22 protein-coding genes are annotated in these 25,748 nt (G+C 65.5%); 10 read left to right on the top strand and 12 right to left on the bottom strand.

The window, feature by feature from the left end; translation table 11 throughout:
- Positions 1–205: 205 nt before the first annotated feature.
- The 5 genes from ACO0LU_RS14650 to ACO0LU_RS14630 all read right to left on the bottom strand — a co-directional run bounded on the left by ACO0LU_RS14650 (position 206) and on the right by ACO0LU_RS14630 (position 5,311).
- Positions 206–691 (bottom strand): RidA family protein, encoded by a 486-nt coding sequence (locus tag ACO0LU_RS14650; RefSeq protein WP_424792087.1) that lies wholly within the window; start codon positions 689–691, stop codon positions 206–208.
- Between the two features lie 28 nt (positions 692–719).
- Positions 720–2,309, bottom strand: a complete 1,590-nt coding sequence (locus ACO0LU_RS14645) for an N-acyl-D-amino-acid deacylase family protein (protein ID WP_424792086.1) — start codon at positions 2,307–2,309, stop codon at positions 720–722.
- A gap of 47 nt (positions 2,310–2,356) precedes the next feature.
- Positions 2,357–3,217 (bottom strand): fumarylacetoacetate hydrolase family protein, encoded by an 861-nt coding sequence (locus tag ACO0LU_RS14640; RefSeq protein WP_424792085.1) that lies wholly within the window; start codon positions 3,215–3,217, stop codon positions 2,357–2,359.
- Between the two features lie 99 nt (positions 3,218–3,316).
- Positions 3,317–4,819, bottom strand: coding sequence for a M81 family metallopeptidase (locus ACO0LU_RS14635; RefSeq protein ID WP_424792084.1), 1,503 nt, complete (start codon positions 4,817–4,819; stop codon positions 3,317–3,319).
- A 117-nt stretch (positions 4,820–4,936) separates the two neighbouring features.
- The gene (locus ACO0LU_RS14630) at positions 4,937–5,311 is read right to left on the bottom strand and encodes a RidA family protein (RefSeq protein WP_424792083.1); all 375 of its coding nucleotides are present in this window, start codon (positions 5,309–5,311) and stop codon (positions 4,937–4,939) included.
- 262 nt (positions 5,312–5,573) lie between these two features.
- On the opposite strand from ACO0LU_RS14630, the gene ACO0LU_RS14625 reads away from it, so the two are divergent.
- The 10 genes from ACO0LU_RS14625 to ACO0LU_RS14580 all read left to right on the top strand — a co-directional run bounded on the left by ACO0LU_RS14625 (position 5,574) and on the right by ACO0LU_RS14580 (position 16,447).
- A complete protein-coding gene (locus ACO0LU_RS14625; protein WP_424792082.1) occupies positions 5,574–6,326 on the top strand; it encodes an IclR family transcriptional regulator in 753 nt (250 codons plus the stop codon).
- 97 nt (positions 6,327–6,423) lie between these two features.
- Entirely contained in the window at positions 6,424–7,842 is a 1,419-nt protein-coding gene (locus ACO0LU_RS14620; RefSeq protein ID WP_424792081.1) for a M81 family metallopeptidase, read from the top strand.
- Between the two features lie 147 nt (positions 7,843–7,989).
- Positions 7,990–9,312 carry an aspartate aminotransferase family protein gene (locus ACO0LU_RS14615; RefSeq protein ID WP_424792080.1) on the top strand — a complete coding sequence of 441 codons (1,323 nt, stop codon included), beginning with the start codon at positions 7,990–7,992 and terminating at the stop codon, positions 9,310–9,312.
- Positions 9,313–9,532: 220 nt separating this feature from the next.
- Positions 9,533–10,855, top strand: coding sequence for an extracellular solute-binding protein (locus tag ACO0LU_RS14610; RefSeq protein ID WP_424792079.1), 1,323 nt, complete (start codon positions 9,533–9,535; stop codon positions 10,853–10,855).
- Positions 10,852–11,814, top strand: coding sequence for a carbohydrate ABC transporter permease (locus ACO0LU_RS14605; RefSeq protein WP_424792078.1), 963 nt, complete (start codon positions 10,852–10,854; stop codon positions 11,812–11,814). Before ACO0LU_RS14610 ends, ACO0LU_RS14605 begins: the two co-directional genes overlap by 4 nt.
- On the top strand, positions 11,811–12,638 hold the full coding sequence (locus ACO0LU_RS14600; protein ID WP_424792077.1) for a carbohydrate ABC transporter permease: 828 nt from the start codon (positions 11,811–11,813) through the stop codon (positions 12,636–12,638). The genes ACO0LU_RS14605 and ACO0LU_RS14600 overlap by 4 nt, the downstream gene beginning before the upstream one ends.
- Before the next feature lie 46 nt (positions 12,639–12,684).
- Positions 12,685–13,488 carry a creatininase family protein gene (locus ACO0LU_RS14595; RefSeq protein ID WP_424792075.1) on the top strand — a complete coding sequence of 268 codons (804 nt, stop codon included), beginning with the start codon at positions 12,685–12,687 and terminating at the stop codon, positions 13,486–13,488.
- Positions 13,478–14,692, top strand: coding sequence for a hypothetical protein (locus ACO0LU_RS14590; RefSeq protein WP_424792074.1), 1,215 nt, complete (start codon positions 13,478–13,480; stop codon positions 14,690–14,692). Before ACO0LU_RS14595 ends, ACO0LU_RS14590 begins: the two co-directional genes overlap by 11 nt.
- A 4-nt stretch (positions 14,693–14,696) precedes the next feature.
- A complete protein-coding gene (locus ACO0LU_RS14585; RefSeq protein WP_424792072.1) occupies positions 14,697–15,452 on the top strand; it encodes an MBL fold metallo-hydrolase in 756 nt (251 codons plus the stop codon).
- Entirely contained in the window at positions 15,449–16,447 is a 999-nt protein-coding gene (locus tag ACO0LU_RS14580; RefSeq protein WP_424792071.1) for a Gfo/Idh/MocA family protein, read from the top strand. Before ACO0LU_RS14585 ends, ACO0LU_RS14580 begins: the two co-directional genes overlap by 4 nt.
- A gap of 509 nt (positions 16,448–16,956) precedes the next feature.
- Here ACO0LU_RS14580 and ACO0LU_RS14575 read toward each other — a convergent pair.
- Genes ACO0LU_RS14575 through ACO0LU_RS14545 form a run of 7 tightly spaced genes read right to left on the bottom strand, consistent with a single transcriptional unit; the run spans position 16,957 to position 25,650 of the window.
- Positions 16,957–17,739 carry a creatininase family protein gene (locus ACO0LU_RS14575; RefSeq protein ID WP_424792070.1) on the bottom strand — a complete coding sequence of 261 codons (783 nt, stop codon included), beginning with the start codon at positions 17,737–17,739 and terminating at the stop codon, positions 16,957–16,959.
- Entirely contained in the window at positions 17,736–19,178 is a 1,443-nt protein-coding gene (locus tag ACO0LU_RS14570) for an aldehyde dehydrogenase family protein (RefSeq protein WP_424792069.1), read from the bottom strand. Before ACO0LU_RS14570 ends, ACO0LU_RS14575 begins: the two co-directional genes overlap by 4 nt.
- The gene (locus ACO0LU_RS14565) at positions 19,175–20,188 is read right to left on the bottom strand and encodes a Gfo/Idh/MocA family protein (protein WP_424792068.1); all 1,014 of its coding nucleotides are present in this window, start codon (positions 20,186–20,188) and stop codon (positions 19,175–19,177) included. Before ACO0LU_RS14565 ends, ACO0LU_RS14570 begins: the two co-directional genes overlap by 4 nt.
- On the bottom strand, positions 20,185–21,186 hold the full coding sequence (locus tag ACO0LU_RS14560) for an ABC transporter ATP-binding protein (protein ID WP_424792067.1): 1,002 nt from the start codon (positions 21,184–21,186) through the stop codon (positions 20,185–20,187). The genes ACO0LU_RS14565 and ACO0LU_RS14560 overlap by 4 nt, the downstream gene beginning before the upstream one ends.
- On the bottom strand, positions 21,183–23,156 hold the full coding sequence (locus tag ACO0LU_RS14555) for a dipeptide/oligopeptide/nickel ABC transporter permease/ATP-binding protein (RefSeq protein ID WP_424792066.1): 1,974 nt from the start codon (positions 23,154–23,156) through the stop codon (positions 21,183–21,185). The genes ACO0LU_RS14560 and ACO0LU_RS14555 overlap by 4 nt, the downstream gene beginning before the upstream one ends.
- Positions 23,153–24,082 carry an ABC transporter permease gene (locus ACO0LU_RS14550; protein WP_424792065.1) on the bottom strand — a complete coding sequence of 310 codons (930 nt, stop codon included), beginning with the start codon at positions 24,080–24,082 and terminating at the stop codon, positions 23,153–23,155. Before ACO0LU_RS14550 ends, ACO0LU_RS14555 begins: the two co-directional genes overlap by 4 nt.
- 8 nt (positions 24,083–24,090) lie before the next feature.
- Entirely contained in the window at positions 24,091–25,650 is a 1,560-nt protein-coding gene (locus tag ACO0LU_RS14545) for an ABC transporter substrate-binding protein (RefSeq protein WP_424792064.1), read from the bottom strand.
- Positions 25,651–25,748: the final 98 nt, after the last annotated feature.

Raw genomic sequence — 25,748 nt, 5'->3', positions numbered from 1 at the left:
CCTGAACTCCGGAAGCGGGTCGCCTACGAGACTGCCGATCTGCTCATCTACCTGGCGCGCATGGCGGACGTCACCGGCATTGACGCTGCTGGGGCAGCTTGGGTCTCTGGGTCGGTGGAGTGCAGGATCGTGCCTTTCATGCCACAGGTGAGCAGCACCCGCCGGGCTCAGTGGTTCCACTACTGCAGGTCGGTGTGCGGGGCGCTCATGCCCCGGGTTCGACCTCGACCACGGCTTCCACCTCGACCGGGGTACCGATCGGAAGTTCGGCCACGCCCACGGCCGAGCGGGCGTGGCGTCCACGATCCCCGAGGACCTCGACGAAGACATCCGAGGCACCGTTGGCTACCTGCGGCTGGTCGCGGAAGCCGGCAGCGGAGGCGACGAACACGGTGAGTTTGACGACCTGGGCGACCCGGTCCAGCGACCCCAGTTCCTCCTGCAGTCGCGCCAACAGGTTCAGCGCGCACTGGCGGGCACAGGCATTGCCGGTGGGGACGTCGACGTCGGTGCCCAGGACGCCGGTCGCCAGCAATTCGCTGCCCACGAAGGCCACCTGCCCCGACATGTGCAGTACCTGACCGGCCCTGCGCAGCGGGCGAACGGTGGACTGCGGTCCGGGAGCGGCAGAGGTGACTGGCTCCAGGGCGGCGAAGCGTGCGTCGGCGCCGTTGGTGGGGGAGTTGTTCATGGTGTCTCCTTGATAGTGGGTGGGGTGTTCAGGCCGGTTGCAGAACCTGGCCGGGTGCGGCGCCGGTGTCGACACCGCCGTTGATGACCACCTGTCCACCGACCAGCACATGGATCACTCCCTGTGGCGGGAGCAGCGGGTCGGCGAAGGTGGCCCGGTCTGTGATGGTGGCCGGGTCGAAGACCACCAGGTCAGCGGCGTAACCACGGGCGATACGGCCCCGCTGGGGCACGTTGAACCGCTCGGCGGCTTCCATGGTCATCCGTTTGACCATGGCTGGTAGATCGGCTACCTGTTCCTGCCGCACATAGTGTCCCAGCACCCGGGCGAAGGTGCCGGCAGTGCGTGGGTGGGGCCGCCCGGGAAGCGGGATGGTGTCGGATCCGATGAGCACGTACGGGTGGGAGATCAGGGTGCGGACGTCCCCTTCGCTCATCTTGTGCAGCACGACCATGCATTCACCGCGCAACTGTCGGAGCAAGCAGGTGAGGACTTCCGCCGGTGGACGGCCCTCGTCGTCGGCCAGTGCCGCGATGCTGCGGCCTTCGATCTCCGGACGGGCCGGCGCGGAGGCGATGATGATGCCATCCCATCCGGCCGCAGCGACGAAGTTCTGCCAGCCGGGTAGCCCGGTCTCGAATTCGGTGGCGACCCGACGACGCACCTCCGGATGGTCGAGCCGGGTGAGCATCGCGTCGATTCCACCGTCGTTGACCCACGGAGGCAGCAGTGCCCGCAGCAAGGTGCTGCTGGCGGCGTAGGGGTAGACATCGCCGCGCACGTCGATGCCGTCGGCGGTGGCGGCCTCGATCTGGTCCAGCACTCTCGAGGCGGTGCCCCACCGTGGCCTCCCGGCGACCTTCAGATGGGACAGTTGCACCCGCGCGCCGGTGGTCCGCCCCACCTCGATCCCCTCCGCCACGGCCTGGTGGACCGCCTCCATGTCGTTGCGCATGTGGGTGGCGTAGATGCGCCCGGCACCTGCGAGAACCCGGCCCAGGGCGTGCAGTTCCTCCGGTGGGCTGTACATCCCGGGTGGGTAGACCAGGCCGCTGGACATCCCGAATGCCCCCTCATCCAGGCACTGGGCCAGAAAGCGGCTCATCCCGCGGAGCGCCTCGGCGGTGCCGGGCTCACGCCCCAGCCCAGCGGCGGCGGCGCGCAGCGTGCCGTGCCCGACCAGGGGGGCCAGATTGGTCAGCAGGGGCTGGGCGCCGACCGCCTGCCGGTACTGGGCATAGGAATCGAAAGTACGAGCAGCGGGGCCGAACAGCGCCGCGATGTGGTCACCGATCACAGCCCGGCGCGCGGGCGTGGCGGGGAACGGCGTCCAGCCACAGTTGCCGGTGACTTCGGTGGTGACCCCTTGGCGCACCGAGGTGCGGGCGACCTCCGAGGCGCTCGCCGGCAGGAAGGCGGTGAGGTCACTGTGGGTGTGGACGTCGATGAAGCCCGGCGACACCACCAGCCCCGTGGCGTCGATCTCTGTCTCCGCCCGGGCCGGGGTCAGGTCACCGATCGCTTCGATCCGCCCGCCCCGCACACCGACGTCAGCCACGACGCTGGGAGTGCCGGTGCCGTCGATGACGAGACCGTTGCGCACGATCATTGAGAACATGGTGGTTTTGGTAGGCGATCCGGCAGGTATGCGGGGGCGGTTCGCGTTCAGCGGGGTGCGAGCACGGTCTGGCGCTGGGTGCCCAGGTGATCGATGCCCAACTCCATGGTGTCACCGGCCTGCAGGAAGATCTGCGGGTGGTAGCCCATGCCCACCCCGGGCGGGGTTCCGGTGTTGATTAGGTCCCCGGGTTCGAGGACCAGGAACTGACTGATGTAGTGCACGATCGTGTCGACATCGAAGACCATCGTGGCGGTGGACCCGTCCTGGCGGCGGGTACCGTTGACGTCCAGCCACATGCCCAGGTTGTCCACGTCGTCGATCTCCTCCGGGGTCGCCAACCACGGACCGGCGGGGTTGAAGGTTTCCGCGGACTTGCCCTTCAGCCACTGCCCGCCGCGGCGGGTCTGGAACTCCCGCTCGGAGACGTCATTGACCAGGACGAAGCCCGCGATCGCCTCGCGTGCCTGCTCGGGGGAGTCCAGGTAACTGGTGCGCTTGCCGATCACGATGCCCAGTTCGACCTCCCAGTCCACCTCGCTGGCCCCGCGCGGGATGCGCACCTCGTCATTGGGGCCGATGAGGGTATTGGGGGACTTGGTGAACAGGATCGGCTCTTCGGGGACGGGCTGACCGGTTTCCGCGGCATGGTCGGCGTAGTTCAGGCCCACGCACAGGATCTGGTGCGGGCGGGCGATGGGGGCGCCGATGCGCTCGTCGGTGAAGGTGTGGGTCTGGCCGGCCGCGCGATGCTCATCGACCACCTGGCGCAGATCCTCCAGGGCGCCGCGAGCGAAGAACTCCTCGTCGAAGTCGCCGGCCGTATCCGACACGTCCACGTAGGTGGACTCATCGAGGCGGACGACGGGCCGCTCTTGGCCGAGAGGGCCCAGGCGCATCAGTTTCACAGAAGTTGCTCCTTGGTTGTTCGTGGGGGTGGGGTGCGGGCCGCCGTCGGGGCAGGACCCGGCGGTCGTGAGCGCCCAGGTAGGGCCGGAGACGTTGGTTCAGGCACTGGAGTCGGGGGCCGCGGACCAGTCGAGGTCGGCCTCGAAGGGAAACACCGGGCGGATCCGTGAGTAGGCGAAGGTGTTTAGATCCGCACTGGTCACCCCGGGAGTGGCCACGTAGATCATCTGCGCCGCGAACGGTTCGAAGGTCGCTCGCGGGGAGTTCACACCCTTGGCGATGATGATCGGCTGCGTCGTCGGATCCAGTCCGACGGCGCGCAACTGCTGGGCGCTCACGTTGCCCACGGGGCGAGAAGTGAGCAGGACATCGTGGCCGTCGGTGGTGTGCACCAGGACGCTGGTTCCCGTGTTGAAGAACCGGAATCCACCGTGCGTGGGTCCGCTGTCCTCCCACTGACCGTCGGTGATGACGCGAACCTGTCCCTCGATCCGGACCGGTTCTCCGTGCCTCGCATCGGTCTTGCCACCCACGTGTAGTTCCACCTGGGCACCCGGGCCGGCCTGCACCGCGGCCGCCACCGCCTCGGGATCGCTCAGCGAGCAGAATACCCCGGTGACGCCCAGTCGCTGGGCAGCTGCGAGCAGATGGGTGGAGTCCGCTGGACTACCCGCACCAACGTTGTCCCCGGTGTCCAGCAGTACCACTGGACCGGAGTCGGCCCGGGCGGCTTGCTGCAGTGCATCCTCGATGCCTACGCCGAGCCCGTGGGTGTGTTCACGCATCCGCCAGGTGCGTTCGGCGAGGTCTGCCGCGACCACAGCGGCCAACTCGTCCTCGTCGTCGGTGATCACTACCACGCTCATGCCCATCTCGGCGACATCGGCATACGGGTAACCTTCCACCAGACTCACCGACAGCACTCCGGGCCTGTCCTCGGCTTCGCGGGCAGCGGTCAGCAGGTCCCGGACCGGGAAGTCATCGGTGCCCTGGCGCAGAATATTGATAGCGATCGGCACCATCTGCAAAGCCATGCGCGGGCGTCGATGACCGGCGATGGTGTCCCGAACGATCCGTGCGGCCCGAAGCGCTTGATCGCGGGCGTCGACGTGCGGGTTGGTCTGGTACACGGTCATGACATCGGCTGCTGCGACCATCCGCGCTGAGATATTGGCATGCATATCCAGGGTCACCCCGACGGTTACGTCAGGTCCGACTGCCTCGCGGACCCGTCGCAGGATCTCCCCATCGGCGTCCGGGTACTCCTCGGAGACTGCAGCACCGTGCAGCGCGAGCAGTACCCCGTCCCACGGTCCGTCCTCACGCAGCAGTGTCACCATCCTGCCGACGAGATGTTCGAAGGTGTCGGCCGGGATGATCCCCATCGGGGTGATCTTGGAGAAGAGCAAAGGCTCTACCTGAATCCGCTGATCGTGCTGGGCCAGAGCGAGAAATCCGCTGATGGTGGCCTCGGCAGTGGCGTACTGCTCCCGGATCTGGTCTCCGTGCAGGATCCCGGAACTCTCCCACTGCTCCAGGCTGGCCGGCACTGAGGAGAAAGTATTGGCCTCGTGACTGATTCCCAGCGTTGCGATCCGCATCTGCCACCCTCCATCGGGTTTCTCTGTTTGAAATGAGTAATTCAGTAGATGAATCTGTTGGCAACCTACTGAGAGGCGCCGGTCGCGGTCAACCGATCGAGCGGCATGGTCAGCGGATCAGGAAGGGAGGTAGGCGACGACGTCGATCTCGAATTTGAGGGAACTGATGCCGCCGGAGGTGGTGGTCCGGGCGGGCAGGGGGGCGGTGAAGTACTGGCCGTACTGCGCGTTGTATTCGTCGCGGTAGGAGATGTCGCCCAAGTAGGCGCGCACCTGCACCACATCGTCCATGGAGGCGCCGGCCGCGGCCAGGATGCGCTTGACATTGGACATCGACCGGTCCATCTCCCCGGCGAAGTGGTCCTCGACGTAGGCGCCGGTGTCATCGACGGAGGCCTGGCCGGAGACGAAGATGAAGTCGCCTGCACGGATTGCCGGGGAGAAGGGCAGGTGGCTGACCGGGATGTCGCCGGTGATGGCTGTGCGGGGCATGGCTGTCTCCTTCGAGTAAGGCGCCACCGGGACAAGATCGTCGGCGGCAGTCGGGGTTCATCGTAGTGCTCAGTTCACTCACTAGACTAAGTTGTTCATGTGGCGGAACGTCGACTGGTGCATCCAGCATCAGCCTGTTGGGCGTAGATTCGATCACAACGACATCTTGGTGGACGCTGGCCGAAGGCGCTCCATCCCGCGTATCGATGAAGGGGAATGAGAAATGACGGCGAAGGCAACGCAGCCTACGGAAGCCACAGACGTGCCACACAACGCCTACCCGATCCGCGCCGTGGACCGTGTGTGTGACATCTTGGACACGCTCGCCAATGCGTCCGAACCCGTCTCACTGCCCGCGGTCGCTGCAGCAACCGAGTTGCCGAAGAGTTCGGCGTTCCGGTATCTGACCGCCCTTGAAGCGCGCCACTACGTGGAACGTACCTCTGACGGGGCTGCCTACCGGCTCGGCCTGGCCTTCCGCTCCCAGGACACCCGAGGGGTGGAACATCTCAGCGAGACCGCGACCGCGGTACTCGGGAACCTACGCGATCGATTGGGGGAGACAACCAACCTCGGGGTACTCGATGGCTTCAAGGTGGTCCATACCGTCGTGGCGGAATCACCGCATATGATGCGGCTGGCCGCACGGGTTGGGGAGCGAGGCCTGGTCCACGCCACCGCTTTGGGCAAGGCCATGTGTTCACAGTTGCCCGACGACCGCGTGCGCTCGATGCTGAAGGTCAGTGGCATGCCCGGGTACACGTCCGCCACCATCACCACGCCGGCGGACTATCTGCGCGAACTTGAGCGAGTCCGCGAGCAGGGTTGGGCAGTGGACGACGAGGAGAACCAGGTAGCCGGTCGATGCGTCGCCGTGGTCATCCCAGATATCTCATTCCCCGCCGCGATCAGTGTTAGCGCCCCGGTGGACCGGCTCGCCCCGGACCAGGTGGAGGTCGTCGCACGGGACCTACAGCGCGCAGCGAAGGCAATCGCCCGGAAGGTCGCAAACTGACCACTCACCGGCCGGGGTGCACAGCCCCGCCCGATCCCACTTCGTCCCAGTACCGGAGGTAGACGTGCACAGTGTCCGCAGACGCAGGATCGGGATCGTGGGATTCTGGCATGAGACCAACACCTACTCCGCCGCTCCCACAACCATTGAGCAATTCCGCGACTTCGAACTCGCCAGCGGCAGCGTACTGGCCGAACAGAACGCGGGCGTAGGCTCGGTGATCGGCGGCTTTTTGGACGCTACCCAGTTCGACCTGGTGCCGGTGTTCTCCGCAGGCGCCTGGCCCTCAGGTCCCATTGACTCGGCAACGATGGCTGAACTTTTCGATCGCGCTCACTCCGAACTCTCCCGCGCGGGCGCATTGGACGGGGTGCTGCTCAACCTGCACGGTGCCATGGTGGCCGAGGGTTACGACGACGCCGAAGTCAGCGCGGTGCAGGCCGTGCGGGACGTCGTCGGTGAGGTGCCGATCGCCGGGGTGCTGGACTTGCACGCGAATCCCTCACCGGAGTTGATCGGTGCAGTGGATGCTCTGGTCAGTTACGACACATACCCGCATGTGGACATGCGCGAGCGTGGGGTGGAAGCCGGCCAGTTGCTGTCGACAGTGCTGGAGGGCACGGGCCTGCGGACGGCGATTCGCAAGGTGCCGCTGCTGGTTGCCCCCATTGCCCAGGCCACTGACCAGGACCCGATGCGTGCCTTGCAACAGCGCGCGAACCAGCGAGCAAACCAGGCCGGCTTGCACCGAGTGTGCGTCGTGGGTGGATTCGCCTATTCCGACGTCTCACGGGCCGGCATGAGCGTGCTCGCGATCCATGACGACGCGCACGAGACCGCCGCTGCCGATGTGCTGCAGCAGACCATCGCTGACATCGAGGGTAACGCCGCCAACTTCGTCGTCGCCCGCGAGGGTCCGGCAACCGCTGTGCGTCGCGCGCTGGGGTCCACCAAGCCCCCGGTCATCCTGGTCGACGTCGCCGATAACGTGGGCGGCGGCTCCGCCGGCGACGGCACCGCGCTGCTGAGCGAACTCCTGCGCGCCGGGGCCACCGGGGCGGTGGTCCCGCTGGTGGACCCGCAGGTTGCCCGGCTGGCTGAGGAACTCGGCGAGGGTGCGCAGATCGAAACCCTGGTGGGCGGCAAGACCGATGACCGTCACGGTCCACCGGTTCCGATCCGTGGACGGATCCTGCGGGTGAGCGACGGGCGCTATCGTTCGAGTGGTCCGTGGATGACCGGGCGGCAATTCTCCATGGGCACCACTGCCGTCATCGACGTGCAGGGCATTCGGATCATGGTGATGGCTGATCGCACGCCGGCGTTCCATGCCGAGCAGTTCACCAGTCAGGGTATCGACCCTGCGGCGGCGAGGTTAATCGTGGTCAAGGGTGCGATCGCCTGGCGCGGCGCCCTGGGCGATATCGCCGGCGACGTGATCGAGGTCGCTGGCCCGGGCATCACCCCGGTGGACGTGCACGATCTGCCTCGGACCACGCAGCCCGTGGGTCTGTGACCCAGCGATATCCCATGTTCGCCGAAGCGTATTGACCGATTCGCTGTGCACTCTCTACAGTTCAGGTACTGAAATCCCTGTTCCGGTAACCAGAACGCCGGAGTTCGTCGAACAGAAAGCGACATCGCATTGGCTAATACAGGCACCGTGGCCGAGACCGCCGGGTCCAGTCTCATCTCGTCCTGGCCCGCGTCCGAAGCGGCATGGGAACGGACCAAGGCCTCCCTGCCGGGGGGAGTGTCGACCGGATTGCGGGCGGCGATGCCGCCGCACCCGCTGTTCTTCGAAGGTGGCCAGGGTTCCCGGCTGACCGACCTGGACGGCAACTCCTACTTGGACTACGTGCTCGGATGGGGCCCGGTCATCCTGGGTCACGGCCACCCCGGGCTTACGGAGGCCGTCGCGGCCCAGTTGCCGCACGGGGCCACCTACGGCGCCGGCCACCTGCTGGAAGCCGAAGCCGCCGAGATGATCATCGACCGCGTTCCGGGTGCCGAGCGAGTGCTGTGGAGCAATACCGGTTCCGAAGCCGCCCAGATCGCGTTGCGGCTGGCCAGGGGCACGACCGGCCGGCACCGGTTCGTCAAGTTCGGCGGCCATTACCACGGGTGGACCGACGCCATGCTGATCGGTTACCGGACCGGCCCGGACGCCGACCTGGGCCGAGGCAGCCTGGGCCAGCCGGTCCAAGCGCTCGACGACGTTGCCGTCTCCCCGTGGGGTGATCTGGGCGCGGTCGCCGAACTGCTGCGCAGTCGCGACTACGCCGCGGTGTTCTGCGAACCGGTGCTGTGCAACTCCGGCGTGCTTGCCCCGCCGGAGGGGTTCTTGGCCGAACTGCGGCGGCTGTGCGATGAGACCGGCACGGTGCTGGTGTTCGACGAGGTCATCACGGGCTTCCGGATGGGTCGCGGTGGTGCCGCTGAACGCTACGGGGTGCAGCCCGACCTGGTCACTCTCGCCAAAGCGGTTGCCGGAGGCTTCCCACTTGCGGCGATCGCGGGTAAAGCCGACATTCTGGAGCGCACCACCAGCGGGATCGTGCACGCCGGTACCTACAACGGGAACCCGGTCGTCCTCGCCGCTGCCAAGGCGACCTTGCAGGCGTTGAACGAGCCGGGTGTGTACGAAACGTTCGAGCGGCACGGCCTGGCGCTGGGCGAGGGGCTCGGTGCATCCCTGGCAGCGCACGGTGTGGTCGGCACCGTGCACCAGGTGGGGCCAGTTGCCCAGTGCATCATCGGGGTGGAGCAGTCCGCGACGTTCGAGGACTTCCTGGGCGCGGACCAAGAGTTCTACAACCGGTTGCTGGTCCAAATGCTTCGGCGCGGCGTCTTCGCACTTCCCGGGGGTCGTTGGTACATCTCCACCGCGCACACCGACGATGACATCGCCCAGACAGTAACGGTCTTCGATGAATCCCTCGCCGCAACCCTGGCCGAGGGACCGCCGCCGGTGATCCAACGCTGAAGCGTTGCTCGCAGGCACCGCCGTTGCAGTGGTCGTTGACACCCCGCCAACTTCCTCCGTATCGTTAGGTGAATCAGGCGTTCCAATATGCAGAACGACGCGGGATACTTGTTCGCAGTGCGGCCGGGCCGCCCGGTCCGGCCGCAGTCACCACGACACGGCAACTCCACACATTTCACAGAGGCGTGGAAAGCCTTGATCCGGCACTTGGAGAAACGACATGGACAACGCACGCACCCCCCGTTCGGTCAACCGGCGCAGGTTCCTGCAAGGCTCGAGTAGCGTCGCCCTGCTCGGTCTGCTGGCCGCCTGCGGCCGTGATTCGAGTTCGCCGGAAGAGACCGCCGAACTCACCGGAGCCCTGAGCCTCCTGCTCGGCTCACACATGGGACCGATCGAGGAGGCGGCCGATAACCACGCCGACGCCTTCGACATCGACCTGGCCGTCGAGCACGTGACCACACCGGACCTGCGCAACGTGCTGACGAACGCCTTCATGGCGCGTCGCTCGCAGTGGGACGCGGTCTTCCTGAGCGCCGAGGTGGTCCAGGAGATGGCCGACCGGCAGTGGCTCACCGACATCTCCGGAGTCCTGGAGCCCTTCACGCAGAGTGAGGACTTCATGGTCCGGACCATGACCGCAGCCGAGGATGGCGGGCAGTACCTGGCCGTACCGTGGAACGTGGGCGCTCCGATCATGCACTGGAACAAGACCTTGCTGGAGCAGGTCGGCCTGGACCCGGAGGCCCCCGCCCAGTGGCACTCCCAACAGAACTCCTGGGACACCTTCGTGGAGTACGCCAAGGAACTCACCACCACCATCGACGGTCAGCAGACCTACGGGTTCACCGATGCCTGGGCTGACACCGCGGTCCTGAACACCTGGGGGTCGCTGCTGCAGATGCACGGCGGCCAGTGGTTCGATGAGGATGGGCAGCCTGCCTTCAACTCCGACGCCGGCCGGGCCGCAACGGAGAAGTTGTACGACCTGTTGCACACGCACCAGGTGGTCGACCCGGCGGCGACGACCTACACCTGGGTCTTCGACGCCTCCCCGGCATTCCTGAACGGATCCCGCGGCTTGTTCTTCACCTACCCGTTCATGGCCGGTGTGGCCAACGACCCCGAGGAGTCGGAGATCGCCGGCGCCAACGGGTACGCCCCCAAACCTGCGGTGGACACCAGCGCCTCGGTTGATGGTTCAGAGTTCCTGGCCATCCCCACGTTCGCCGAGAATCAGGGCGAGGCTGAACGCTTCCTGGAGCACGTTCTCAGTCCGGAGGTGCAGAAGGAAATCGCCATGGCCGGTTGGGCCACCGCCTCCACCGAGGCGAACCTGGACCCCGAGGTACTCGAGCAGTACCCGGTCAACGAAGCGGTGGTGCAGTCCTATGAGTACCCGGTGGACTACGGATTCAGCCCGGACTCAGCCATGTGGAGGGGCATCCTGGCAGACCAGATCCACGCCGTGCTGACCAACAGCACTGGCATCGAGGCGGCTCTGGACGACGCTGCCGCGCAGATTGTGAGCGAACGCTCTTGACCCAGACCGCTACCCCCCGAGTGCCGGCCGTCCCCCCTGGCCGGGCCGAACCGGCGGTCTCCGCCGGTTCGGCCCAGCGCCGTCAGCGTTGGACCGGACTGGCCCTGGTTTTCCCCGCCCTACTCATCGTGGGCGGGGTGTACCTGTACCCCATGATCACGACGCTGGTCTACGCGGTCTCCAGCATCGACATCGCCACCTACACGATCGAATCCTTCGTCGGCTTCGACAACTTCGCCCGCGTGATCGGCTCGGCAGCGTTCGTGCCGACCCTGGTGCGCACCCTGTACTTCGGGCTACTCGTCGTGGTGGTCACCCTGGTGCCTTCGCTCGCCATCGCCTTGGTGCTCAACGAGAGGTTCTGGGGACGCACCTTCGTCCGGCTCGTGGTGCTGCTGCCCTGGGCTGTGCCACCGGTGGTCGGCGGCGTGCTGTGGGGGCAGATGTTCCAACCCGAATTCGGATTCATCAACAAGATCATGGGCGCGGTTGGCTTGCCGGCGGACACCATCTGGCTGGGCGATCCCACCCTGGCGTTGCACGCGCTGGTGGTCGCCGAGTCCTGGCGCTGGATCCCGTTCGCCACCCTGTTCCTGCTCGCCGGCCTGCAGACCATCCCCACCAGCACCCTGGAGGCATCCCAGGTGGACGGCGCCGGTGCCTGGCAGCGGCTGCGTCACATCACTATGCCCCAATTGATGCCGACGGTGCTGCCGGTGATGATCTTCTTGTTCGTGTGGGCGATGAAGACCTTCGATGTCATCTTCGTGCTGACCCGCGGCGGTCCGGGCGGTGCCACCACCACTCTGAACTACATGGTGTACGAGGAAGGATTCGAGACCTTCCGCTTCGGCAATGCCGCAGCCATTGCCTGGCTGCTGACGTTGGTGACGGTGCTGGTCATCGGTCTGCTCGCCCTGGTCCGCAAGATGCTCTCTGCCTCGAGGGGGGAATCATGAGAACACGACGGCGTAAGCAAGTCGGCCTCTATGTAGCCGCTGTCATTATCGTGGTGCTCATGGGCTTCCCCCTGTACGGGGTGATCCTCACCAGCATCCAGCCCGAATCAGTGATCCGCTCCCCGCAGTTGAATCTGCTGCCTACCGATCTGGATTTCTCCCATTACACGGCCCTGTTTGCCCCGGGCCACGTTGTGTCGCTGATCCCAGCGATTGCCAACAGCATGTTCGTGGCACTGACGGCAGCGTTCCTGGGCGCCGCCCTGGCCGGACCCGCCGCTTATGCCTTGTTCCGCACCCGGGTTCCGGGTGGACGGCTCATTATGGGCGCCCTGGCGGCGGTGTACGTGTTCCCCACGTTGCTGTTCATCATCCCGCTGTACATCATGTGGGTGAACCTGGGCTTGTTCGACTCCCGGATCGGCCTGATCATCCCCTACGCGGCGTTCGTTCTGCCGATCATGATCTTCATCCTGGGCACCTTCGTGCGCTCGGTACCGATGGAGGTGGAGGAGGCGGCCCGCCTGGACGGGGCGAGCACGGTCCAAATCCTGATTCGGATATACACACCGCTGATGCGCCCAGGCATCTTCGCCGTCCTCATCCTGGGGTTCATCCTGTCCTGGGTGGAATTCACCACGCCGCTGCTGTTCACCTCCCAACTGGACATCATCACGGTGTCGCTGAGTTTGTTCCGATCCTCCTTCGACATCCAGATCGGGCAGTTGGCCGCCGCTGCCGTGGTCACTGCACTGCCTGTGGTTCTGGTCACCGCGGTGTTCCAGCGCCGCATTGTCGAAGTACTCACTGGAGCCCACCGCTGACCCCGCACCGTCAACGCCCGACGCTCTCGACCCAAGGAGGCCACAAATGAGTGTTGAATACCATCAGTTGACCACGACCGAAGCCCGCGAACTCGGTGCCGCAGGGGGCGTCGTCGTCGTCCCGATCGGAGCCACCGAGCAACACGGCCCGCACCTGCCGTTGGGCACCGACTTCATCATGGCCCACACCGTGGCCACCCGCGCCGCCGAGCAGGTCGAGGGGGTGCTGGTCACCCCGCCGATCTGGACTGGCTTCTCCCCCCATCACATGCAGTTCGCCGGTACCGTCAGCCTGCGTACCAACACGCTGATGGCGGTTATTCGCGACGTTGCCGAATCATTGTGGCACCACGGGATTCGACGAATTCTCTTCCTCAACGGTCACGGTGGAAACGCCAACATGCTCGGCGCGGCTGCACAGTCGTTGCGGTTCGAGTCGCAGGTGCGGATCGCGGTGGCAAGTTACTGGAACTTCGCGACCGAGAAAATCGCCACCTGGCGGCAATCCCCGCTGGGCGGAATCAACCACGCCTGTGAGATGGAAACGTCTCTGATGCTCGCCGCCCACGGTGAGCAGGTGCATGCTGAGAAGGCGACCAACACCCCGCACGTGGTCAGCAACCCCTATCTGGGCAACGACCTGCTGGGCGCCGGAGCGGTCGCCACCCCCTGGGACTTCACCGAGATCACCACAGATGGCACCCTGGGGCACCCTGAACTGGCCACCGCCGAACGGGGGGAGGATCTGCTCACCGCGATCACCCAGGGGGTGGTCGATTTCCTGTCCGATTTCAAGAATTGGGACTGGCAAGACCCGCAAACGATCATCGGGAGGGACGATGCCCGCTGAGAATGTTTCCATGTGGGCCTATCCATGGGACCTCAAGGACGAAGGCCCGGCCGCTGCCTTGCAACGGATGGCCGATGCTGGAATCGGCGACGTTAAAGTTGCGTCCGTTTACCACTCCGGGCGGTTCATCCTGCCGCACAACCCGCGGCGTAAGGTTTACTTCCCCCAGCCTGGCGCTCTGTACTTCCAGCCGGACGCCGGTTGGTATGACACGGCCGCGATTCAGCCGCCGGTCTGGAGTGACCTGCCCGAGGGGTTCTGGCCGCAACTGCGGGAGGAAACCAACGCTCGCGGCCAGTCATTGAGTTCGTGGTGCCTGGGATTGCACAACACGCATGTGGGCTCCACCCACCCCGAGGCGGCGGTACGCAACGCATTCGGTGATCTGCTCATGACCGACCTGTGCGCCGCCAACCCCCAGGTGTCGGAATTGGTGACCCGCACGGTGTCCAACGCCGCTCAGGCCACCGGTGCCGATCGGATCCTGCTGGAGTCCTTCGAGTACATGCCCTTCGCCCACGGGTACCACCACGAAGTAATCGGGGTGCCAATCGCTCCACGGACAGGTTTGCTGGCCACATTGTGCTTCTGCCGCTGGTGCACCGAAGCCGGCGAGAGGGACGGTGTGGACGTCTCCGGATTGCAGCAGTGGGTGCGAGAACAGGTCAACACGGCGATGGAGCACGCCTTCGACACGGCCGAACCGTTCGACTGGGATAAGTTCCGTGCCGGGTTCGGGGGCCAGTTGGGCCGCTACTGGCAGATGCGCAACAAGGCGGTGCAGTCGCTGCTGGCGGCAGTAGTCGCGGCGATCCGGGCGGTGAGTGACGCGCGCATCGGAGTGCTGGACTTCGGCCCGATATATGGGACACCCATCGACGGCACCACGTGGCAAAGTGGACAGGACGTCGCCCAGATTGCCCAGATTGCTGATGAGGTACACCCCACCTTCTATCTGGCTGACCCAGCGGCGAATGAAGCATCAATCAACGACTACCTGGACCTCGTACCCGACGGCGTACAGATCCACCCGGCGATTCGGGCGATCCTGCCCCAGGTCAGTGGACCGGAGAGCCTGCAGCGGACTCTCGCACCGCTGCAGGGGCGGGTCGATGGGGTGTCGTTCTACAACTATGGCTTCCTGGGCACCCAGGCTTTCGACTGGATTAGCGGGCAAGCCGCAGACTTCAAGGTGAGGAATTGACCCAATGATCAACGTGGACGTGGCCATTCAACCGGTGGTCGTACGATTCAGTCTCATCGGCAATGAGATCTCCTACCACTTCGCGGTGGGGGCCGATGCGCAACTCGATCAGATGGAGAAGCGATTCGGTATCGATCCTGAGCAGGACACGGTCTTCGACTCCAACCTAGGCTTCCTGCCGGTGGCGACCACCCTGCTGATCCGCGGGGAGAAGACGATCGTGGTCGATCCCGGCAACCACCACACCTCCAGTTACGGGATCCTGCCCGGGGCGCTGAAGAACTACGGTGTAGACGTTCAGGACGTCGACATTGTCGTGGCGACGCACTCCCACCACGACCATATTGCCGGCGCCTCGGTCTTCACCGGCGCCGAGTTGGTGGTAGGTGCCGGGGAGGTCGACTTCGCCCGGGAGGTGTACGGGCCGGCCAAGACGCAGGCGATCATCGAGGGATTGACTGTCCGCGAGGTGCCCACCGGGGAGCAGTTGGACTTGTGCCCAGGCGTGTCCGTGGTATCTACCCCGGGGCACACGCCGGGGTCGGTCAGTGTCCTGGTGGACACTGGCAGTGAGCGCTACCTCGCTACCGGTGATGCCGCAATGACCCGCAAGGAGTTCGAGACCCGGCGATTGGGCCACTGGTACACCGGCGAGCAGCGTGAGCAGATGGCCCGCAGTTTGCAAGTGCTGCACGACTTGCGGCCCACGATGGTCTTCCCGGGGCATGACCGGGCCTTCCGTCCGGAGGAGTCTGTATGACCCTTCGGGCGGCGGTGATCGGGACCGGTCGGATCGGATCCCTGCACGCGGCAATCTACGCACGCGATCCGCGCACTGACCTGGTCGGAGTGGTCGACGCCGATGTTGACCGCGCACAGCAGGTGGCGTCCGAGATGGGTACGGTCGCCTTCGACTCCACCGAGGAACTCCTGGAGAGATCTGCCCCGGACGTCGTCAGTGTGGCGGTCCCTGAAGGAGTGCGGTTGGAGCCCGCTGTGTTGGCTGCCAGAGCAGGTTGCCACCTGCTCCTGGAAAAGCCCATCGCCCCGACCCTGGCCCGGACCGACGAACTCATCGCTGGACTCGACCCGGCGCCCGGTGTGGTGATGGTCAACTTCATCCTGCGCTCCGACCCCAGGTTCCTCTCCGTGCGCGACGCCGTGCACCGAGGGCGTCTGGGGACCGTCCGTACGGTGTCAGCGCACCGTCGTGGCACCGCCGCCGGGGCTCAGGCGCTGGGGGAGTGGACGAATCTGCTGATCTCCACTGCCATCCACGATGTCGACGCCATGTCCTGGGTGGTCGGCTCCCCGATCCGCCGGGTGTATGCCGAGGCGGTCGCTGGGGCATCGGCCCAGTGGGGACATGAGGACGCAGTCCTGGCGACGTTCCAGTTCGCCAACGGCGCGATTGGGTCCCTGGACACCAGTTGGGTACTTCCTACTGGGGTTCCGGCCCCGCTCGATGCGGGGTTCCGGATCGTGGGAACCGGAGGGTCAGCCGCTGTGGAGGGCGCCAACCAGGGCCTGTCCTACGTGGGTAAAGCCGGACTGGAGTTACCTGACCTGATGCACTGGCCGACCGGCCGCGACGGTGTCGGTGGTGACCTGCGTGCCAGCGTCAGCCACTTCTTGGACTGCGTGCACACTGGATGTACCCCGGTGATGACCCTGGCCGATGCCCGTCAGACCGAGCGTGTGGTGCATGCCATCCGCGAATCGATCGCCAGGGAAGAGCCGGTCGTCCTCGACTAACCGGTTCGCGCCAGGCGGTATCCCACCGTGCCCGGCGCGGAAGCCCTCAACCGGCCTACGGCACCGAGCTGGTGCTCGGACGGAAGATGCCACCCACCACCGTTCCGTGGACGTGGATATCCTCGATCTCGACCGGTACCCCGTGGCGCAGGTCGCTGCTGCGTTGTTCCGTCGCGCCCCGTCGGGCCCGACCGTGATGTCCAGGTGCTGATCTCCATAGGCCCAGATGTGGTTTGCGAAGACATCGGCGCAGGCACCGAGTGCCGCCATGCGCCGGTACTGTGCCGCCGTAGTCATCTGTGTATGCGTGCAGGTGTGGCGGTGATCGGGCCTGGGAGCAGCACCGCGTGTTCGAAGCGGGGCTTCGCAAACGGCACCGGGATAGGCGAGCAACTCGGCGACGTGGCCGACCGCTCGGATCCGGTCTCCGCGCACCGCTACCGCCTCCGCCGTCGGGCACGCCGGGTCCATCGTCCGAATCAAGCGGACGCCGTACACAATGGTTGGGGTCATAACTCCTCGTGCTGGCCGGGGTGAGGCCAGTCGTCGCGGATGAACCTACGGCAGAATGTTTCAGCCCGCTCCATTGCACGTGCGACGATCTGCTCGCCTAAGCCTGCGTGAGCGGCGGTGGGATCTCCGTACACGCCGTCGGTGGTCAGATCGTCGAAGCGTGGCGCGACATCCACGAAACCATGCGGGGCGGAGAGGCTATCGATCTCGCGATGCTGACCGGGTCGTTGGATGCGTTCGGAATGCACCAATTCCGGGGCGAGGAACATCGCGACGGACGTCTCGAGTTCGCAGGCGTGGCCATAGCGCGGGCCTGACGCTAGTTCGGCGCAAAGGTCGCGTGCCAGACGCGCCCACATCACCGACGCGGCCAGGACGCCCAACTCGCTGCGAATCCGGCGTGTAGCGATCGACAGGGCGTCGATATTGCCGCCATGGCCGTTCACGAAAATGATCCGAGTGAAACCCTGACTCTTTAAAGATGCAGCCAGGTCGACCATGACCGCAATGAACGTCATGGGGCTCAGGGTCACCGTTCCGGCGAAGTTCTCGTGGTGTTCGGAGATCCCGTAAGGCTGCAAAGGGAAGAGAATTGCCTGCTCATCAAGGCGGCCTGCCAGGGACTCCGCGAAAGCCTCCGCGATCGTGGCATCTGTCAGCAAGGACAAGTGCGGGCCGTGTTGCTCCACGGCTCCGACCGGAAGGATCGCTACCTTCGCCCGGGTCATCGCTTCCGCGGCTTGCTCGGTCGTCTGGTCCTTGATGCGAATAGTGCTCATGGCAACATCCTGGCCGGCAGGGTGAACGTCTGGAGTTGGGACAACTCCTCGATGGAGTAGCGGCCCCCGATGCGGCCCACGCCGCTGGCGCGTCCGGAGTAGCCGCCGAAGGGGCTGTGCGGTTGCCAGGAGGTCGCCACGTCACCGATATTGACGATACCGGCCTGTAGCCGCCGGCCGAGGTCCACCGCACGGGCGGTGTCGGTGCTGAGCACTCCGGCGACCAGACCCAGCCCGTGGTCGTTGACCAGATTCGCTGCCTCATCCAGGTCATCGAAGGGCATCAGCATGGCGACCGGGCCGAACGTCTCCGCCCGGAACGCCGTCATCGTCGGATCCAGACCTTTGAGGATGCTCGGCTGGTAATACAGATCTGTGGGGTGGCCACTCGCCCTTGCACCGCCGGCGAGGACGGTCGCGCCACGGGAAGTGGCATCGGCGATGTGTTCGTCCACCTTGGCTGCGGTGGCTTCATTGTTCAACGGGCCGATCGTGGTGTGTTCGTCAAGGGAAGGGCCCAGACGGAGTTTGCGTGCTTCGGCGGCGAGTGCCTCCGCGAGGTCGTCATAGATGCCGCGTTCCACAATGATCCGCTCGGTGGAACTGCAGATCTGCCCGGCATTGGCGAACGTGGCACCGGCTAGCCGGCGGGCTGCTTCGGTCACATCGGCATCGGCCAGCACCACGGTGGCGTTGTTGCCGCCCAGTTCCAGCAGCAGCGGTTTCGGACCGGCCGCAGCGGTGATGGCATTGCCGGTGGCGGGGCTTCCGGTGAAGCCGATCGCGTCAATGCCCTTGTGCCCGGCGATCCCGGCGCCGATGTCGTGCCCCATTCCCGGCACCAGGTTGACGCTGCCTGCCGGGAAGCCTGCCTCCTCCACGAACTCCAGGAACCACAGCGCCGTCACCGGGGTGAGTTCGGAGGGTTTCCACACGATCGCGTTACCTGCGGCGAGACCGGCGCATAGGTACTCGGTCGGAATCGTGGCCGGGAAGTTCCACGGCGTGATCACTCCCAGCACGCCGTGCGGGCGCCGCACAGTGAGGATGGCGCGCTCGGGGTCATCACTGGGCAGGATCTGATCGGTCAGGTGCCGGGCAATCTCGGCCGCATCGCGCCACATCTCGGCCGCCACGGAGACTTCGCCGCGTGCCTCGGCAAGGGGTTTGCCCTGTTCGCTGGACAGGTCCCGGGCCATCGCTTCGGTGTCACGTTCGATGAGGTCGGCCACCTTGGCCACCTTCGCGGCCCGTTGCCGGATGGTCATCGCAGCCAGTTCCTCTGCTGCAGCCCGGGCCGCGTGGACAGCGCGGTCCAAGTCGCCGGCCGTAGCCAGGGCCATGGTGGCCACCGCGTCCCCGGTGGCCGGGCTGATCACCTTTCGATGACCATCGCCGGTGCTGCGCTTGCCGCCGATCACGATCGGTACGTGCTTCATCGGTCTCCAAACTCCTTCATCATGATGATCTGCCCGGTCCGGGCCGAGTGTTCCACGGCCAAACTGGCCCGTAGTGCTTCCATACCGTCACGGGCTGTGCAGACCGGGTCGGTGCCGTCTGCGATCACGGAAATGAAATGATCGACCTCCCCGGCCATGGCGCCACCGGTTCGGCCATGAATCTGCGGGCTGTACCAGGTGTCCAACGCGGTGGGGCCCTCAGCAGTGACTCCTACCAGCCCGGTCACCCCCTGCTCCACTTGCAGGTAGCCATCGTCCCCGATCACGGTGAAACCCGACAATCCCGGCGGGACCGAGCGGTCCGGTAGGGACCAACCCAGCATCGAGGTCCCATGGGCTCCACTGGTGAACTGCAGTGCGACCGAGTACAGGTCCGCGATGTCGTAGCCCTGGTGGGTGAGCACCCCGGAACTGCGGAAGGCGGAGATTCGCTCGATGTCACCGGCGTACCAGCGGGCCAGATCCAGTTCATGGGTCCCGTAGTACAGCGGGGCGGTGGTCCGCCCCCGTAGCACGTCCTGGTCCCCGCGGATGCCGATCCGGGCGCTGCGCACCCCGATGACCGGTCCGATCACACCTTCCTCGATGGCGGACTTGATGCGACTGTAGCGGGCTTCGAACCGCAGGATGTGACCGGCCAGGACGGGCACCCCGGCGCGTTCGGAGGCCTCGACGATCCGAGCCGCAGAGGCCAGATCATGGGCCAGTGGTTTCTCCACTGCTACCGGGATCCCTGCCTGCAGGGCCTGGACAGCAGGCTCTGTGTGCAGGTGCTCAGGTGTGCACACGAGCACACCGTCGATGCCGGTGAGATCGTCCAGATCCGCGGACCAGCGGGTCCCGAGGTCAGCTGCCCGGCTCCGGGCCCGCTCGGTGTCGGTGTCGCAGACCAGCGCGATCTCGGCCGACGGGTGATCGACCACAGCGCGCAGCCACCGGGATCCCATCACCCCTAGGCCCACAAGAGCGATGCGGACGGGAGGCCTCATGTGGCATCGCCTTGAGACCGGGCGAGGCATTGATCGGCGAAATGACACGCCACCTGCCTGCCGGGCCACCATTCGCGCAGTTCGGGTCTCTCGTTCCGGCAGATGTCCTGGGCCATCGGGCACCGCGGATGGAAGGTGCATCCCGGCGGGGGATCTTTGGGGTCCGGTGGATCCCCCTGGATTTCGCGGCGGGCCCGATTGCGGTTTTCGATGCTGGGCACCGCATCCATGAGAGCGCGGGTGTATGGATGAGCCGGGTTCTCGTAGACATCCGCCGCACTGGCCAGCTCCACCACGCGGCCTAGGTACATCACAGCGATCCGGTCGCTGATGTACCGCACCACGCCGATGTCGTGGGAGACGAACAACATCGTCAGGCCCAGTTTTCGTTGCAGCCGCCGTAGGAGGTTGAGGATCTGCGCCTGCACCGAGACATCCAGTGCCGACACCGCTTCATCGGCGATCAGCAGCGACGGCTCGAGCGCGAGGGCGCGGGCAATGCCCACCCGCTGCCGCTGACCACCACTGAGCTGGCCTGGTCGACGGCCCGCGTATTCAGGTCCCAGGCCGACACTGGTGAGCAACTCACCCACCCGTTGCTTCAGCGCATCCCCGCGCAGCAACCGGTGGATGAGTAGCGGCTCGGCAACGATCTGGCGCACGGTCATATGCGGGGGTAGGGAGGAGTAGGGGTCCTGGAAGACGATCTGGATCTCCCGCCGTAAGGATTCCGACGCCGATGGCTCCACGACGGCACCCTTGAACGTGATCTGGCCCGAATCGATCGTCTCCAACTGCACCAGGGTCCGGGACAGCGTGGACTTGCCGCAGCCACTTTCCCCGACTAGCCCGACGATCTCTCCCGGGGCTATCGAGAGCGTCACACCGTTGACGGCCTGGACAGCCACAGTCCGGCGGGACAATCCGCTGCGCACCCGGTAGTGCTTGTAGACATCGTCCAGTTCGACCAGGGGCGCGGGCCCTGCAGTCGTGCTCATCGGGGTACGACCTCCGGTTGCGGAACGTGAAGATGGCACGCGACGGTCTGACCGGCGGGGACCGGCAGCAAAGCCGGGTTGTTGGTCCGACAGACATCCATCACGAAGGGGCAGCGCGGTGCGAACGGACAACCGTGGATCGGTGCCATGGGGTCGGGCAGGTCACCGGCGATCCCTTCGAGGCTGTCGGCGGCGATGACCTCCGGGGTCGGCACCGAGGACAGCAACGCCTGGGTGTAGGGATGCTGCGGGTCGAGCAGGACCTGCTCGGCGGTGCCGGACTCGCATACGCGACCGGCGTACAGCACCACGACTTCGTCGGCGATCTCACCGATCAGGCCGATGTCGTGGCTGATAATCACCACGCTGACTCCGTGTTCATCCCGCACCCGGCGCAACTGGTCGAGTACCTGGGCCTGGGTGGTGACGTCCAGGGCTGTGGTGGGCTCATCGGCGAGCAGAAGTTCGGGCTCGACCACCATGGTCATGGCAATCATGACGCGTTGGTTCTGGCCTCCGCTGAGCCGGAAAGGGTGACGCCGCAGAACATCGGAAGGGTTGCCGAAGCCGACGTCCCGCAGTGCCGATGCGGCGAGTTCCCGGGCGGCTTTGCGGGCCATCGGCTGGTTGGCGCGGATCGCCTCGACCATCTGGAAACCCACGGTGAAGACCGGGTTGAGGGAACCGGTGGGGTTCTGGAAGATCATCCCGATACGGCGACCTCGGATCTGGCGCAACTGCCGTTCGGAGGCTGCGGTCAGGTCTATCCCGTCGAAGTGGATCGATCCGTGCGGGATACGCGCGGCACCCGGCAGCAGCCGACTGATCGCGTAAGCCGTGACCGACTTGCCCGATCCGCTCTCTCCCACGATCCCCGCGATCTGGCCACGACGTACCGTCAGATCGATACCGCGAACCGCGTGCACAGGCGGGCTGTCATTGTGTGGCTGGAAGTCCACGGCGAGGTTCTGCACACTCAGCAGCACATCCTCGTCGGTCGCCGGCGGTGCCGGCGAGGAGTCCGAGGGGGTCCGGGACGGGGAGTCGGACTTGGGGCGCCGCAGGAAGTGCGCACGCCACGGCCGTCGTCGGGACTCAAGGCCCGGGGCTTCCACAGCCAGGTTGATGGACAGCACCGTGAACATGATGGCCAGACCGGGTAGCACGGAGAGCCACGGGGCGATCGCCATGCTCTGGCGCCCATCGGCCAGGATCTGCCCCCAGGAGATATCGGGTGAGGAGAGGCCGAAACCGAGGAAGCTGAGGGTGGATTCCATGACCACCAGGTTGGACAGGTCCACCAGCGCGATGGCAGGCAGCACGCCCCAGACCTGCGGCAGGATGTATCGGAAGATCCTGCGTATCCCGCTGGCGCCCAGCGTCGTGGCCGCCTGCACGTAATCCGATTCTCGTTCTGTGAGCACTCGCGCACGGATCACCCTGGCGTAGACGATCCACGCCGGGATGCCCAGCACCACGATGAGGTGGATGGGGCGGCGCTCGGGCAGCATCCCCAGGATCACGATGGCGATCAGGATGAACGGTAGGGCGAGCTGGATGTCGCCCAGGCGCATGATGACGGTGTCGACCAGGCCTCCGAAGAACCCGGCGATGAGCCCGGTGATCACGCCGAGCGTGCCGCCGATCAGCATGGCGCTGCTGCTGATCAGGACCGAGGACCGGGCGCCGTAAATCAACCGGGACAACACGTCGCGACCGAGGCCGTCAGTGCCCAGGATGTGGGTCATGTCGCCGCCGGACCACACCGGCGGGGCCAGGACGTTGGCCAGGTTGGTCTGGCCCGGGGGATGCGGCACGATCCACGGTGCAGTGATGGCGACCAGGACGATGATGAAAAGCCCGGCCAGGCCGACGACGGCGGTACGCCGGCGCCACATCGAGGCGGTGAAACGTGGGGCGCGTCCAGGCAGCCGCGGTGAGGTGAGTGCGACGGTCGGTGTTCCGGTCACGCGTTCGCTCCCAACCGGATTCGAGGATCGAGTACCGAGTAGAGGATGTCGACGACGAAGTTCACCACCACGAAAGCAACCGCTGCGATGAGCACCGAGCCTTGCACCATCGGATAGTTCCGGCTCGCCAGCGCATCGACGGCCAATTTCCCGATACCGGGCCAGTTGAAGATCACTTCGACGACGTAGGACCCGGCCAGGATCATCCCGGACTGCAACCCGACCAGGGTGATCAGCGGCAGGGATGCCACCTTGAGGGTGTGCAACAGCAGGATCCGCGTGTTGGAGATGCCCCGGGCCCGGGCCGCCCGGATGTAGTCACGCTCCAACGTTTCGACGAAGGACTGGCGGATCGTGCGGATCAGGATCGGTGTCAGGGCCACCATCAGGGTGGTGACAGGCAGGACGAAACTGATCGGCCCGGTGAAGTCGATGGCTGGTAACCAACTCAGGTTCACGGCGAAGACCAGCACGAGCATCACGGCCAGCCAGAAGCTCGGTGTTGACTGGGCCAGGCTGACGTACACCTGCACGGCCCGGTCCAGTAGTGAACCGCGGAACAGTGCCGACCCGATGCCCAGCAGCAGCGCGAAGGCTGTGGAGACCACCACGGTCACCACGGCCAGGGCGATGGTGTTGGGTAGTGCCGCCAGCACCACGTCTCGGACTTCGTAGCCACCATGGAACGAGCGGCCGAAGTCGCCGACCACGATGCTGCGCAGGAAGTAGAGGTACTGCACGCCCAGGGGTCGGTCCAAACCCAGCCGTTCCCTGGTAGCGGCGATGACCTCTTCGGGGGCGTCGGCGGCGTTCATGAGCCTGGCCGGATCGCCCCCGGCGATCCGTAGGAGCACGAACACCAGCGTCACCACGCAGAAGACCACAAAGATCATCTGCGTGGTGCGCCGGATGAGGAAGAGAACCATCCGCTCTCTCAATCAGAGACGGAAGCGGGGTAGAAATTCGTGTCGTAGTTGGGCAGCACCCGCAGGTCTTGCAGGTTCTCGGAGTAGGCGACGGTGAAGTCGCTGTAGTACAGCGGGATGTGGGGAAGTTCCCCCCACATGTACTGCTGCAACTCGTGATAGATCCCCTCACGTTCGGTGTCGTCCGTGGTCGTCTTACCCTCTTGGACGAGTCTGTTGATGGTGTCGTCACCGTGCGTCCAACGGTTTGGTGAGGCGTAGATCCCGGCAGCGGCGTCCGGGTCCCCGCCGCTGGACCAACTGATGTGGTAGAGCAGTCCGGTGCCGTCCACTGAGTCATCGACCAAGCCAGCGACATCGGCGGTGACCAACCGGGCCTCGAGGCCGATCTCGTTGAGGTTCGCCACGATTGCTTCGGTGACTTGTTCTCCACGGGGCAGGAATCCGCTGGCTGCCCAGACATCGAACTCCAGGCCCACGGCGCCGGCTTCCTCGACCAGTGCGCGTGCTTCGTCGAGGTTCTGGCTGTAGTCGATCTCGCCTGGGCTGTAGTAGAGCGTCTCACTCGGCAGGAAGCTCTCTGCCACCACACTTTCGCCCTGGACCAGGTTCTCCACCAGCGCCTGCCGGTCGATGGCTAGCATCACGGCGCGGCGCAGTTCAGGGTTCTCGTCCCATTCCGGAACGCGGTTCGGGACGGAGAACAGATTGACCTGTTCACTCGCGGTAGCCGAGATCAGGCCGAAACCATCGGCATCTTCGATGGTGGACAGCTGCTCCGGAGGTACCCGGTCAATGGCATCAGCCTGACCGGCCAGGAGTGCGTTCACGCGAGTCTGGGCATCGCCCACGTATTCCCAGACAAGGTTTTGGATCGACGGGGCGCCGCCCCAGTAGTCCGGGTTCGCCACCATGGTTTTGATGGTTTCTGTCTCACTGTCCAACATGAACGGCCCGGTGCCGTTGGGGTTCGACGCCAGCGCATCACTGCCGGCCTGGATGTCCTCGGCCGCCACGATCGGCGTCTGCCGGATGGCGTTGAACAATGAGGCCAGGGGCGCTTCCATCTCGAAGCGCACGGTGTGGTCATCCACGACATCCACTGTGGTCGGCACCCAGCGGTTCTCAATGACCGTCTCGACGCCGGCGGTGCCGGAGGCCAGTTCCACAGACTCCTTCACGTCGTCGCCAGTGAACGGTTGGCCATCGTGGAAGGTGACATCCTGGCGCAGGGTGAACTCCCAGGTGGTGTCGTCGATCTGCTCCCACTCCGTTGCCAAGCCCGGCTCCGGCTCATCCAGACTGCCGCTCGGGAAGACCAGCAGGTAGTCGTAGATGTGTTGATTCAGGCGCGATTGGCTCTGCGCGGTGCTCTGGTACGGAGTCCAGTCCGCCCAGAAGTTCTCGGCGATGAGGAATCGCACAGAGTCGGAGGGTCCATCCTCGGCAGCACCCTCGACGTCCTCGGTGCCGGTGTCTGCGGGTTCCTCGCCGGGCACCTCACTCGGCGAACACGCGGCGACGAGTACGAGACTCGCCGCCAGGACAGCCACTTTGCTTAGACTCATAAAACGCCCTCGTTTCGGTGAGTGGAACCGTAGTTCCAGTGACCGTGAGTCAAGCAACTTTCGATGATGTTGTCAATGGGGCACCGGCAACTGTTGCA

It is taken from the genome of Pseudactinotalea sp. Z1748, assembly GCF_049725185.1.
GTDB lineage: Bacteria > Actinomycetota > Actinomycetes > Actinomycetales > Beutenbergiaceae > CALKWS01.
Note: the sequence above shows the minus strand (reverse complement) of the source record. Positions and strands in the feature narration are given on the sequence as shown.

What these genes read in the sequence shown, in the direction of transcription:
- ACO0LU_RS14650 (WP_424792087.1), bottom strand. Translation starts at nt 691, where the DNA reads ATGAACAACTCCCCCACCAACGGCGCCGACGCACGCTTCGCCGCCCTG.
- ACO0LU_RS14645 (WP_424792086.1), bottom strand. Translation starts at nt 2,309, where the DNA reads ATGTTCTCAATGATCGTGCGCAACGGTCTCGTCATCGACGGCACCGGC.
- ACO0LU_RS14635 (WP_424792084.1), bottom strand. Translation starts at nt 4,819, where the DNA reads ATGCGGATCGCAACGCTGGGAATCAGTCACGAGGCCAATACTTTCTCC.
- ACO0LU_RS14630 (WP_424792083.1), bottom strand. Translation starts at nt 5,311, where the DNA reads ATGCCCCGCACAGCCATCACCGGCGACATCCCGGTCAGCCACCTGCCC.
- ACO0LU_RS14610 (WP_424792079.1), top strand. Translation starts at nt 9,533, where the DNA reads ATGGACAACGCACGCACCCCCCGTTCGGTCAACCGGCGCAGGTTCCTG.
- ACO0LU_RS14600 (WP_424792077.1), top strand. Translation starts at nt 11,811, where the DNA reads ATGAGAACACGACGGCGTAAGCAAGTCGGCCTCTATGTAGCCGCTGTC.
- ACO0LU_RS14595 (WP_424792075.1), top strand. Translation starts at nt 12,685, where the DNA reads ATGAGTGTTGAATACCATCAGTTGACCACGACCGAAGCCCGCGAACTC.
- ACO0LU_RS14590 (WP_424792074.1), top strand. Translation starts at nt 13,478, where the DNA reads ATGCCCGCTGAGAATGTTTCCATGTGGGCCTATCCATGGGACCTCAAG.
- ACO0LU_RS14585 (WP_424792072.1), top strand. Translation starts at nt 14,697, where the DNA reads ATGATCAACGTGGACGTGGCCATTCAACCGGTGGTCGTACGATTCAGT.
- ACO0LU_RS14580 (WP_424792071.1), top strand. Translation starts at nt 15,449, where the DNA reads ATGACCCTTCGGGCGGCGGTGATCGGGACCGGTCGGATCGGATCCCTG.
- ACO0LU_RS14575 (WP_424792070.1), bottom strand. Translation starts at nt 17,739, where the DNA reads ATGAGCACTATTCGCATCAAGGACCAGACGACCGAGCAAGCCGCGGAA.
- ACO0LU_RS14570 (WP_424792069.1), bottom strand. Translation starts at nt 19,178, where the DNA reads ATGAAGCACGTACCGATCGTGATCGGCGGCAAGCGCAGCACCGGCGAT.
- ACO0LU_RS14565 (WP_424792068.1), bottom strand. Translation starts at nt 20,188, where the DNA reads ATGAGGCCTCCCGTCCGCATCGCTCTTGTGGGCCTAGGGGTGATGGGA.
- ACO0LU_RS14560 (WP_424792067.1), bottom strand. Translation starts at nt 21,186, where the DNA reads ATGAGCACGACTGCAGGGCCCGCGCCCCTGGTCGAACTGGACGATGTC.
- ACO0LU_RS14550 (WP_424792065.1), bottom strand. Translation starts at nt 24,082, where the DNA reads ATGGTTCTCTTCCTCATCCGGCGCACCACGCAGATGATCTTTGTGGTC.
- ACO0LU_RS14545 (WP_424792064.1), bottom strand. Translation starts at nt 25,650, where the DNA reads ATGAGTCTAAGCAAAGTGGCTGTCCTGGCGGCGAGTCTCGTACTCGTC.